Source organism: Bacillus sp. C30, from assembly GCF_040838255.1.
Classification (GTDB): Bacteria; Bacillota; Bacilli; order Bacillales; family Bacillaceae_G; genus Bacillus_A; species Bacillus_A mycoides.
Genome location: NZ_JBFPJH010000089.1, coordinates 1 through 12,253 on the forward strand (window position 1 = coordinate 1; position 12,253 = coordinate 12,253).

A 12,253-nucleotide genomic window follows, 5' to 3' on the forward strand; every position below is an offset into this window, starting at 1 on the left:
TTCAAATATTATAGGTATATCATGTAAACTTTTTTTCCAAATCATATGATCGTTTGATTCGCCCCAATAATCCTTCAGCACATAACTAGGTTTTCCAAACTTTTTTGTCCATATACTTTGTGCTTTTTTGTATCCACTATCTAAACAGCATTCGATTATTCCTCTGCTAAGTAATGTAAGATACATTGTATTTAGCAGTAAACTCCCTATACCTTTTCTTTGATACTCCGGAAGTATAAATACAGTTCCTATTTCATACAAATCCTTAAGTACACCGTCTGTACAACTATTAATCAATGTACTTGCTGGACCGATTTCAATCGTTCCAATGATTTTATCGTTACTTGTATCTATTGCTAATAAAAAGTAACGACTTTCTCCATTACTATCAAAATCATTTTTTAAATATTTCTTTTTCGAGTTAATTTCATTTTCTATGTCATCTAATAGATGTGATAACCCTTCGTTTTTAAATGTATTAGTAATAACAAGACGAAAAAACAAATGTAATTCATCTAAATCATTCGAATTCGGCCTTCTAATTTCAATGTTATACATGGCTTACATCTCCAATTTTTAAAAATATATGAGAAAGTGTATTTGTTCAAAAAGATTTTATGCAATTGCTAAGACCATACTTTATATACTCTATTCATTATTATTCTACACAACTCTGCATAGATCCAGCAGTATAAAAAACTCAGTATAAATATTAATGTAATAACTTTTATATCCATAGTCGTATGAATAGTAGGACCAAGTACAGGAAAACGGAAGATATCGAGAATGATCATAATTCCTATAAGTAGACATATCGCTGAAAAGGAAATTACCCAAATCCTCCTCTTGAATTGTAAAAAGGATACTCCTAACGCTATACCTAATAAGCCTGTAGTAAAGGGAAAGACAATTAGTTCACTTGGCTCAATAATGAATAATAGGAAAATAGTAAGAATATAAGAAAGTACTCCCTCACGAATAGAATAACAAATAGCTAGAAAAATCGGTAGCGTCGCGAAAGGACTAATAAATAACCCAATTCCAGGGATTAAGTTCCCCGCAGATTGAAAAATAGCAGCAAATGAACCGAGTAATGCTGTAATGACTAACCTACTTGCAGGCGTCACCTTTCTTTTATGAACAAAATTCGCATCCTGCTCTATCATCCATTGATACCAATAGCTTCTAAAGCGATTCATCAAATTCCCCCCTAAAGAGACTTAATTCACCACTTTCTATTTTTATTCAAATACTTATTGGTTATGTTTTACTTTCTGCTTGTTAGGAATCACTATACAATAGATGTTTATCCATAGAAGGTTTTTTAAGAGGCGCTAAGTCGTGCGTTTGAAAAAGTATGAATTCCATATATTTTTAGACTAAGAGTTTATACCGTATCATGGAACAATTTCAAAAATAGTACCTTTGTTAAATTCAGTTACTTTCATAGAACCATAAACTCCTAAATATAATCTAGTTTGATCTAAGTTTGTTCCTAAACTAACATAATAAGCTGCTTGAGTCCCAAAATCATAAGTGGTTTCAATAACATGAAAATCATTACGTTTCCCGTCTAGAGCTGCTCTAGTAAAAGCTAACACTCCCTTTACTGGAGATTGAAATTCTTCTTTCTTAGCAAGATCAGTAAACACGATACTACCAGTTAAACTAGGAATTGTAGTTCCCATATATGGTTGTACTCCTGTAAGTGAGGTTCCTCCAAACTTATCTGCTCTGGAATCTTTATGAAAATAACTAATTAGGGGCTGTATGCGCCTCACTGATGTTTCTATTGTTTCATTATAATAAGCCATTGTTCTCTCATCCAAAGTAGGTTTCTCAGAACAGTGCCTTATAAAAGAAGTAGGAAATTCTCCTTCCCATCCTCGCCAACCAAAATTAATAAATCCATCTTGATTGGGAGTGGATCTCATTAAATGCGTTTGAACAAGTTCGGTAACCGGTATGGGTTTATAATGAACAAACGAAAAAATAGACTCTACAATATCCTGCCCGACATTTCCAGCATATTGGATATACTGATTATAAAACCTTTGAAATGAAATACCTGTTATATTCCGAACTCCTTTCGCAATTACTGTAAGTGTTTCTTGTATAGATAAAGGAAACTCATTAAAGCGTGTAACTACTGGAGGGTTATTTATGAATGTATTTTTACTTACATCAATTTCAATTATTTTACCCGCTATTTCTAAATCATCCTGGCTTAAATTAAATGGATCATAACCCGATCCACCATCTCCATTTGTAAAAACAAGTTTTCCACTCTCAGGTGAAAAGTTTAAACTATTGACTCCGTTATGATTAAAAAAGGGCCTTCTTATGTTAAGTAATGTCCGTCGTTTTTGAGGTTGACTATGTGATTGTAAAATCCATTCCTCAACCGTATCAATATGATCATATTGAGTATCTCTATTTACCCACTTTAAGTTTAAAGTTTTCGGATCACACGGATTAGGTTTAAAAGGTTCAGAAAGGGCACCCGGACCTTGAGTGCCAGCTACTGAATAATGAAGGTAAAATAAACCGTTTTGATAAAATTGTGGATGAAACGCTAGTCCTAGCAATCCGCGTTCATCATAACCGCTACTAGAGACACCTTCTTCAAACGTGCCTAATTTGATAATTCGCGGGCGAATATCTAAAAAAGTCCTTATAACTCCGTCTCCTATGTAAAAGATTTCTCCTACCTGGGTTGCAATAAATAACCTTTCAATTGAGTCACCTGGTAGTATAGTTGTTTTCAAAACAGTAGGTAAATTGAACTTACTTGCAATGGGTCGTAAACTAACCTTAACTTTTGTCAACTTACTTTACACCCCTTTAATTGCGTTTTATTAAAAGAATATGATTAGAACTGTTCAATTAGTATCCAATTAGGGACTAGAGAATTGGATATTATTTCTGGCTGCGCTGCATTTCCTGCTTCTCCATATAACTGCGCATCCGTCGCATATATTCAGGTGCGTCCATTGGATTACCTGCGATCATTTCAATTATACAGAGTCTTTCGGCGCTTTCCTTTTCAGCATGGATTATAGCCTGATCAAGCTCTCCATAGGTCCGGACCGTAACGGTAAACGCGTTACCTCCAAAAGCTTCGGCCAGCTTGGTGTAAGACCATCGAGGGATTTGGTTGTACTTTTGATCCTCTGTTTTGACATTTAAATATCTCTCGATTGTATAACCATCGTTGTTCAAAACAAAGATTATAGGCTTGCAGCCGTAATAGAGCATAGAACTGATTTCCTGTACCGTTAGCTGCAGGGCACCGTCACCTGTAAACACCAATACTCGGCGTTCCGGCGCGGCCATAATAGCACCAAACGCCGAAGGGATTGCGTAACCGATGGACTGCCATCCACCTTGTCCAATATATGTTACATTGCCCGGCAGTCTTATCTCTCCCATTCCGTAATAAAGCGTTCCGGTCTCGGCGATTACAATATCCTCCTCTTTCAGCATGCGCTGAAAACGTGGATAATAGCCGTCCGCCATTAGAGGTCCGTCGGCAATAGTTGTGAATTGCTCATAAGGGAATGACAATTTTTTTGTCAAACCTTTGCCCTTATAATTCACCTTCTGAACGGCAAGTAGCATGTCGGCTGCAAGAACATTCGGATATTCCGCCTCAGCGATTTTAACTATATCCGGTTGAATATTGACAGTTATCAGCGGATTCAGCTTTGCGGTAAAACTTGCGGTGTTTGTGTCCGCCCATACCATGCCAATCGCAATGATACAATCTGCATTCTCTACCGTACTTTGGACTTCAGTCCTCCCGAAAGAGCCTTGATACATTCCGATATAATTTGGATGGTTCTCGTCGAATCCTCCCTTCCCGTACATCATCGTTACAACAGGCACATTCATTGCATCGGCTAGCTGCCGAGTCGCTGTCTGAAGGCCGAATCGCATCGTTTTCACATCCACCAAGATAACTGGTCGGTGGGAACGTTCCAAAAGCGGACGGACATGATTCACTGCAGCCTGAAGGGTATTCGGATTGGATGTTGGACGTGGTGGTACCGGTTCTCCCCAGACTTTAATCGGCTTGGTCACTAAATCATTAGCCACAACCAGGTATACCGGCTTTTTCTTTTCCTTAGCAATGCGAATCGCAGTCTGAATTTCAATCTTGGCATTTTCCGGCGTAAGCACCGCGGTATATGCCGTAATCTGCTCATACACCTTGCGAAAAACGTCAAAATTCCCATCCATTAAGGTGTGATGCATAAGCTTATGCTCTTTTTGATCCTTCTCAGGAGGCGCACCCACAATGTGTATAATTGGCACATGCTCGCTGTTGGCTCCCGCTATCGCATTGCATGCACTGAGCTCCCCGACCCCAAATGTCGTAATAAGAGCCGATATTCCTTTGATTCTTGCATAGCCATCTGCAGCGTAGCCCGAGTTTAGTTCATTTCGTCCTTCTATAAAACGGATGCCGTTATAACACTCCAAAGTATCAAGAAGTGTAAAATTATAGTCCCCTGCCACACCAAAAATTTCGGTAATGCCCTCGAGTTTCAGGCAATCGAACAAATACTGACCAACCGTTTTTTGAGCAGGTCCCCTTTGTAAACCAAAGTTGCCCGAATTAATCATTTTATCCATCGCTTGCTCACTCCTTATCTATTTCTTTGGCTTGTTCTATTTTATAGTACCCTTTTTGATAATTCCCTTTAATTAAACCGGTTATCCGTTGTGCAACAATTAATCGGGAAGAATTACAAGAATGTATTAATTAATCTTCTAATGTTCTTTTTAAATTGTTTCCCTTTAAAACATCCCATTTATCATGCTCCTCACTCTGTTTTGCAAAAGTCTAGCTTACTTTTAAAAACTTTGTAACAGAACCTTAAAAATAATAAAAACCCACGAAGAAAATGCATTTTCTTCGTGGGTTTAGTTATTTAAATGGACTTTCACCTAACTCAAGAAGCATCCGCACCTTCAAACTGACTATTATAAAGCGAAGCATAGAAACCATCAGCTTTCAATAACTCTTCATGATTACCTTGTTCTACAATATCTCCGTCTTTCATGACAAGGATTAAATCTGCATCACGTATTGTTGATAATCTATGAGCGATAATGAAGCTTGTTCTACCTTCCATAAGGTTTTCCATCGCTTTTTGAATCAGTACTTCTGTACGAGTGTCAATGGAGCTTGTTGCTTCATCGAGTATTAATATTTTCGGATCCGCTATAAGGGCACGTGCAATTGTTAGTAGTTGCTTTTGTCCTTGGGATACGTTACTTGCTTCTTCGTTTAGTTCCATTTGATATTTATTTGGTAATGTTTTTACGAAGTTGTGAACGTGAGCTGCTTTCGCTGCTTCAATTACTTCTTCGTCTGTAGCATCGAGTCTACCGTAACGTATATTTTCCATGATGGAGCCGTTAAATAGCCAAGTGTCTTGAAGTACCATACCAAACATGTTGCGCAGGTCTTCTCGCGTGAAGTCTTTTATATCGTGACCGTCGATACATATTGCACCGCTGTTTATGTCATAGAAACGCATTAACAGTTTTACAATCGTTGTTTTACCAGCTCCGGTTGGTCCGACGATTGCTACCTTTTGTCCAGGTTTAATGTTAGATGAGAAATTATTGATGATGATCTTATCTGGATTGTATCCAAATTGAACATCTTGGAAGGTAACTTCTCCTTGAACTTTTTGCAGCTTCACTGGATTTTCTGCTTCTGGCACTTCCTCTTCTTCTTCTAAAAATTCGAAGACTCTTTCTGCAGCAGCTGCAGTAGATTGAAGTACGTTCGCGATTTGTGCTACTTGAGCGATTGGTTGCGTAAAGCTTCTAACATATTGCACAAAGGCTAAAATGTCTCCAACTGCGATGGTTCTCTTTACCGCAAGCCATCCACCTAAAATAGATACAGCGACGTAACCGATATTACCGATAAATGTCATAATCGGCATCATCATTCCAGATAAAAATTGAGATTTCCATGCGGAATGGTAAAGGGTATCATTTACCTTTTCAAATTTTTTTACTTCTTCTTCTTCTTTGTTGAAGGCTTTTACGATATTGTGACCACTATAAATTTCTTCGACCTGACCGTTTACGTGTCCTAAATATTCTTGCTGGGATTTGAAGTATTTTTGTGATCGTTTTACGACTGCCATGATGAGAATCATCGATACTGGCAATATTAAAAGCGCCACTAATGTCATTTGCCAGCTGATTGATAACATCATGATAAGTACACCGATGATTGTAATAACGGATGTGATGATTTGCGACATACTTTGGTTTAAAGTTTGGCTCACCGTATCTACGTCATTTGTAATTCTCGATAATACTTCGCCGTGCGTTGTTTTATCAAAGTATTTCAGCGGCATGCGGTTAATTTTTTCATCGATTTCTTTTCTGAAGTTATAAGATACTTTTTGAGCTACTCCAGAAATAATGTACCCCTGGATAATACCAAACACAGTGCTCAGTATATATAATCCAAGGAGTAAAATGACAATGTTTCCGATATAGGTAAAGTCAATGGCCGCACCGGGTGCTCCTGATACTTTGCTTACGAGTCCTTCGAAAAGTTTTGTTGTCGCGTTTCCTAAAATTTTTGGACCAACGATTGTAAAGGCTGCACTACCGATTGCGAAAAGGATAACGACTAAGATTGGTAATTTATAGGGCTTCAAGTATTGAAGGAGTTTATTCATCGTTCCTTTGAAGTTTTTTGCTTTCTCAATCTTTCTCATGCCGCCGCCCATAGGACCGCCACCGCCAGGACCAGGGCCGCTTTGTTTTCTATTTTCTATTTTTCTATCACTCATGATGACAACTCCTCTCTTGAAAGTTGTGATAAAGCAATTTGCTTATAAACTTCACAGTTTTCCATAAGCTCTTCATGAGTACCAGTTCCAATTATTTTTCCTTCGTTAAGTACAATAATCTTATCGGCATTCATGATTGTACTGATTCTTTGGGCAATAAGTAAAATAGTACTTCCTGTAATCTCATTGTTTAAAGCTCTGCGCAATGCTGCGTCTGTCTTAAAGTCAAGAGCTGAGAAACTATCATCGAATATGAAGATTTCCGATTTTTTCGTAAGAGCACGCGCAATAGAAAGTCTTTGTTTTTGACCACCGGAAACGTTCGTACCACCTTGTGATATTTCTGTGCGGAAGCTTTCAGGTTTCGCGTTAATAAACTCCATAGCTTGCGCGATTTCCGCCGCTTTTTCGAGTTCTTCTTCAGTTGCTTCTTTTTTACCATATTTCAAATTACTCTCGATTGTACCTGAGAAGAGAACTCCTTTTTGCGGTACATAACCAATTTTCTCTCTTAATTCCTTCTGAGATACTTCTCTAATATCCGTGCCATCTATTAATATTTGGCCGCTTGTGACATCGTAAAAGCGTGGAATTAAGTTGATTAATGTTGATTTACCACTACCTGTACTTCCGATGAAAGCTGTCGTTTCACCAGGTTTTGCAGTAAAGGTGATATTGGAAAGCACATCTTCTTCTGCACCTGGGTATCTAAAGCCAACATTTTTAAATTCAACGTAACCTTTCTTGTCTGAAGCAAATGTTTTCGGCTCTTTTACATCACTAATGGTAATGTCAGTATCTAAAACTTCTGCGATACGTTGTGCGGAAACTGAAGCACGTGGAACCATAATAGATACCATTGAAATCATTAAGAAGGCCATGATGATTTGCATTGTATATTGCATAAATGCCATCAAATCACCAACTTGCATATGTCCCATATCCACTTGGTGTGATCCAACCCAAATAATAAGTACAGTAACGGCATTCATGATAAACATCATCATTGGCATCATAAATGACATTAAACGGCTTACAAATAAATTTGTTTTTGTTAAATCTTGATTTCCTTTTTCAAATTTCTTTTCTTCATGTTTTTGAGTATTAAAAGCACGAATAACGAGCATACCGGTTAAAGATTCACGAGTGATTAAGTTAATTTTATCTACTAACTTTTGGATACGCTTAAACTTAGGAATCGCGATGCTAAATAAACCAATGACTAGGCTTAAAATCGCAATTACCGCAACTGCGATAATCCATCCCATTGAAAGATCTGTAGTAAGTACTTTAATAATGCCGCCGATACCTAAAATTGGTGCATAGAATACAATGCGAAGCATCATAACCATAAGTGTTTGAACTTGTTGGATATCATTTGTACTTCTTGTGATTAGAGATGCAGTGGAAAACTTATCAAACTCCGCATTCGAGAAGTTTGTAACTTTCCGGAATACTTTCTTTCTAAGGTCTCTGCCGAGTCCTGCAGCTACTTTTGCAGCAAGTAAACTCACGATAACGGTAGCTGCCATACTTACTAAGGATAAAAGCAGCATTTTCCCGCCGGAAGTAAGGATGAAATTAGATTGAAGCTTATCTATATTGATACCGATCTTTTTATACTCATTCTCAATGAATGAAACGGCTGATTGCGTTACCATGCTACCTGGCATATTCTTAAACTTTTCATCTGCCTTTTCTTTCATTGCATTGATTTGATCTTGAGGAAGTTTCGCTGGTGTGTTGTTGTCACCTGTCGCAGCAGGAGAGAAAGCAGATGAGCCACCTTTTTCAATTCCTTGTGTAATTAACATTGGTTTCCCAAAGATATCGTTAAGTTCGTTAATTATTTTTTTATCTTCTGTATGTAACTTATAAAGTGGCTCTTTATCAAGCTGCGGATAATCTTTTAAGTCATTTTTTAGTTCACTTTGAGAGAGGTTGTTCTTATCTAAAAGCACATAGTTGTCAGCAACTTTTTTCTTCTCATTTTCATTCATAAAGAGCGTAAGTTTATCCATTTCACTTTTACGAATAACCTCAGGTACTGCATTTTCTACACCTTTTTGTTGAATCCCTACATTGACAATGTTAGACATGTAGTCTGGCAGTGATAAATCGCATACTGCCTGTACAGTTAAAAGACATACAACTGCAATGATGGAAGCAATAAATGGTTTTAAATGTTTGATGATCTTTAACATTTAGTTCATCTCTCCATTTTCTTTGTCTAATTTTTTTAGTTTTTACTCCGCTTCTCTCCTTTATTCTTCGTATTCTCAGTAATTCATTCTAGCAGCTCTTTACGTATTTTCGACTACAGATTAATTTTATGACTATATGAAGATATGATGCACCGAAAATAGGCTCTTTTTTTCAAAAACGTTTTTTATATTCGGCAAATTAGCAGTAATAGACTTACCTTTGATCAAACATGTTTATAAACCAACATAACGTACAGGAAATCGACTTTTCTCTTGTCGAAATTTACTTAGCATACAGTGGTCATATATTTTCAAGAATAACGGAAGAATATATAGAAAATGCTACGATCAACTTAGGGGGGACAACCTTGTTCAATCAAATAGTAAAAGCTGTACCCAATTTATTTACGATTGGAAATTTATTGTGCGGTGTTTTTTCAATTACCATGAATATGAGTGACTATTTGGAAGTAGCCTCCATTTTTATTTTCTTTTCAGCTGTTTTAGATCTCCTTGATGGAAGAATTGCGAGAAAATTAAAAGTGAACAGTGAGTTTGGTGTACAATTGGATTCCTTAGCTGATATTGTTAGTTTCGGAGTTGCTCCTGCACTTTTATTTCATTCGATAGCAACACCATCTATTTTAACTTCTTTGGCATTTATCCTTTTCCCAACGATGGGTGCTTTAAGATTAGCTAAATTTAGTGTAAAACCAACCATTGGATATTTTAAGGGATTACCTATTCCAGCTGCTGGATTACCATTGGCCGGTATGGGATTGTTTTCATATAGCAATGCATGGATTACATTAATCCTCGCTCTCTTAATGGTAAGTCCAATTAGGTTTAAAAAACTTTAATTGGGATCCCGTCTATCGCTTTAATTTCATTTGTGGAACGGTTCGCTAATATCCATCAAGTTGAGGGTTTTGATGTTATTCATCATTTTACGAATGCAGCGATGGGACAGACTTTAAAGAGCTTACCTATTGTAATTGCTCATAATAGATTGTGAAATTGAATAGCCTCCAGTTTTTGAGGCTATTGTTTATATTTCTGATATGTATTTCCGCCTCTATATTGAACGAATCCACCTTTCTTCTCTAATACCTCAAACGATAAAAATGCACTTCGTTGCTATAAAAGGCAAAAATTTTTCGTTTTGTGGGTTATCTATTTTCTTAGCTTGATAACGATGTGGTGGTACCCCTTGTTTAAAAGAACTCCTACCTCCCAAAATACTTAGTTACGCCCAAATAACATAATAATCATTTAAATCTAATTCAATCGGTTGTCCTAACGCAAGTTTCGCAAGTTCTGATCCTAAGATAACATAATAAAAAGATTAGGAAATCACTCCTAATCTTTTTGTTTATTACTATTCCATTGCCCCAGCAACATCATAATCATTTAAATCTAATTCAATCGGTTGTCCTAACGCAAGTTTCGCAAGTTCTGATCCTAAGTATGGACCTGCTGTTAATCCTGAAGCACCTAATCCGTTTGCAATGAGTATGCCTTCAAAATTAGGGAGTCGGCCAATAACAGGTAAGAATCCTGGCGTAAATGGCCTGAAGCCAACTCTAGTTTCAAGCATTGTACCATCTTCTAAACCAGGCGCTACTGTTAACGCTTTATGGAATACTTCATGTAAACCACCAGCTGTTACACGGTGATCGAAACCAGTATCATTCTCATGCGTTGCACCAATTACGACATGGCCATTGTCAAATGTTAAAATATATTGATCGTTCGGCGGCATAACAACTGGCATATTTTCTGTTGCTGTATTTTCAATTTGCAAATGAACAATTTGTCCTTTTTGGAATGTAACTAAGAAATTAATTCCTAACGGATTCAAGATTTCATTCGCCCATGCGCCTGCAGTTACAATTACCTTTTCCGCTACAATTGTTTCGTCATTTACTTTAACTCCCGTAATATGATTCCCTTCACGGACTAATACTGCATCACCTTTTATGAAAGTTGCACCATGTTTTTTCGCAGCGCTTATTAATGCGTTGCGTAATAATCTTCCATTTACTCGTGCAGCGCCACTAATATGAACAGAACTGTATTCTTCTGATAATGCTGGGAATAATTTTTTCGTTTCTTCAGCTGATAAGCGAGTGATTTCACCGATCTCTGGTGCATCTTCACGTCGTTTATAAGCTCGTTCTTCCATTTGATCTAGTTTTTTCTCGTCAGTATGTAAACTAATTGCACCTACACGGTTGTAACCTGTATCCGTTTCACCGTCTTCTTCTAATTGCTGAATTAACGAAGAATAGTAACGTGCACCGCCTTTAACGATTTTATACCATGCTTTATTACGACGTTGCGACAGCCACGGACAGACAATACCTGCTGCTGCATCAGTTGCTTGACCTAAATCTTGACGATCTACAATAGTAACCTTCGCACCAGCCTTAGCAAGATGATAGGCAGTAGATGCCCCTAAAATTCCAGATCCAACTACAATATACGATTTCATTTCAAACACCTTTTCTCTTTTGCTAATTATTTAAATATAAGAACATACTTTAGTATACTGAAAGGAATCCTTTTTTCAATGTGCAAAGTGTAATTAATTGTTGCATCATTGTGACGTTCCTAATCATTATTTTTTCTTCTTACGGAATAATTCAATTGTTTTATAGCCTTGTGAAAGGATTTCAATCATTTTCTCAAGACGTTTATCGCGTGTTTTTTCTTGTTTCACAGAAAATAAATTACGTGCCCAATCTTTTTGATAACCAGGAGTTAAACTTTGATAAAACTTAAGTTCAGCTGGATGATTAGCCAATAATGCTTCAACATCTTGAATACGGTCTGCATAATCAGCAACACATTGACTCGCTGCAGGTGTTTTCTTCGCTTTTTTCTTTTCACGTTTTAAACCTACAACTGTAAAGACATCATCCATACTTACCATTCGCGCAAATTTAATTTCGCTTTCCCCCACATATCCATCATCTCCAACGTTTAATGCCGGAAACATCTCATCACGGTGAATAAACGTACTGTAACGAGCATTACCTTTTTTCGGATATGCGAAAAACACGTAACCTTTTTCAATTAGTAATTCTTCATTACTAATAATAAAATTCGTTTGTTTCACCATTTCATCAAGTGTTTCAACAAAAATAAAAATAGCATCATGTTCTTTTGAAAATGAGGTTTCTTTACCTGTGAAAATGTCATAATCACCTGGTT

9 protein-coding genes are annotated in these 12,253 nt (G+C 37.0%); 1 reads left to right on the top strand and 8 read right to left on the bottom strand.

What is annotated here, in order from left to right; all coding sequences use genetic code 11:
- From AB3X49_RS11070 to AB3X49_RS11095, 6 genes are all read right to left on the bottom strand, one after another.
- The coding region (locus AB3X49_RS11070) for a GNAT family N-acetyltransferase (RefSeq protein ID WP_367962050.1) at positions 1–558 on the bottom strand (558 nt) is incomplete at its 3' end.
- 68 nt (positions 559–626) lie between these two features.
- Complete coding sequence (locus AB3X49_RS11075) at positions 627–1,199, bottom strand: YybS family protein (RefSeq protein ID WP_002013264.1); 573 nt, start codon at positions 1,197–1,199, stop codon at positions 627–629.
- A gap of 198 nt (positions 1,200–1,397) precedes the next feature.
- The gene (locus tag AB3X49_RS11080) at positions 1,398–2,828 is read right to left on the bottom strand and encodes a PQQ-dependent sugar dehydrogenase (RefSeq protein WP_367962053.1); all 1,431 of its coding nucleotides are present in this window, start codon (positions 2,826–2,828) and stop codon (positions 1,398–1,400) included.
- Positions 2,829–2,919: 91 nt separating this feature from the next.
- Positions 2,920–4,638 carry an alpha-keto acid decarboxylase family protein gene (locus AB3X49_RS11085; RefSeq protein ID WP_367962055.1) on the bottom strand — a complete coding sequence of 573 codons (1,719 nt, stop codon included), beginning with the start codon at positions 4,636–4,638 and terminating at the stop codon, positions 2,920–2,922.
- A gap of 320 nt (positions 4,639–4,958) precedes the next feature.
- Complete coding sequence (locus tag AB3X49_RS11090) at positions 4,959–6,833, bottom strand: ABC transporter ATP-binding protein (RefSeq protein ID WP_088045083.1); 1,875 nt, start codon at positions 6,831–6,833, stop codon at positions 4,959–4,961.
- Positions 6,830–9,037: an ABC transporter ATP-binding protein gene (locus AB3X49_RS11095; protein ID WP_367962058.1), complete on the bottom strand. Its 2,208-nt coding sequence runs from the start codon at positions 9,035–9,037 to the stop codon at positions 6,830–6,832. Before AB3X49_RS11095 ends, AB3X49_RS11090 begins: the two co-directional genes overlap by 4 nt.
- A gap of 368 nt (positions 9,038–9,405) precedes the next feature.
- Here AB3X49_RS11095 and pssA point away from each other — a divergent pair, with 368 nt between their 5' ends.
- Positions 9,406–9,897: a CDP-diacylglycerol--serine O-phosphatidyltransferase gene (pssA, locus tag AB3X49_RS11100; RefSeq protein WP_002085344.1), complete on the top strand. Its 492-nt coding sequence runs from the start codon at positions 9,406–9,408 to the stop codon at positions 9,895–9,897.
- Between the two features lie 518 nt (positions 9,898–10,415).
- On the opposite strand, the gene AB3X49_RS11105 is transcribed toward pssA, so the two are convergent.
- Both AB3X49_RS11105 and AB3X49_RS11110 read right to left on the bottom strand, forming a co-directional pair.
- Positions 10,416–11,531 (bottom strand): NAD(P)/FAD-dependent oxidoreductase, encoded by a 1,116-nt coding sequence (locus AB3X49_RS11105; RefSeq protein WP_367962060.1) that lies wholly within the window; start codon positions 11,529–11,531, stop codon positions 10,416–10,418.
- 126 nt (positions 11,532–11,657) lie between these two features.
- A partial coding sequence (locus tag AB3X49_RS11110; RefSeq protein WP_367962062.1) for a YdeI/OmpD-associated family protein occupies positions 11,658–12,253 on the bottom strand: 596 nt, incomplete at its 5' end.

Coding starts and splice junctions, on each gene's coding strand:
- AB3X49_RS11095 (WP_367962058.1), bottom strand. CDS start 9,037: ATGTTAAAGATCATCAAACATTTAAAACCATTTATTGCTTCCATCATT.
- AB3X49_RS11090 (WP_088045083.1), bottom strand. CDS start 6,833: ATGAGTGATAGAAAAATAGAAAATAGAAAACAAAGCGGCCCTGGTCCT.
- AB3X49_RS11075 (WP_002013264.1), bottom strand. CDS start 1,199: ATGAATCGCTTTAGAAGCTATTGGTATCAATGGATGATAGAGCAGGAT.
- AB3X49_RS11105 (WP_367962060.1), bottom strand. CDS start 11,531: ATGAAATCGTATATTGTAGTTGGATCTGGAATTTTAGGGGCATCTACT.
- AB3X49_RS11085 (WP_367962055.1), bottom strand. CDS start 4,638: ATGGATAAAATGATTAATTCGGGCAACTTTGGTTTACAAAGGGGACCT.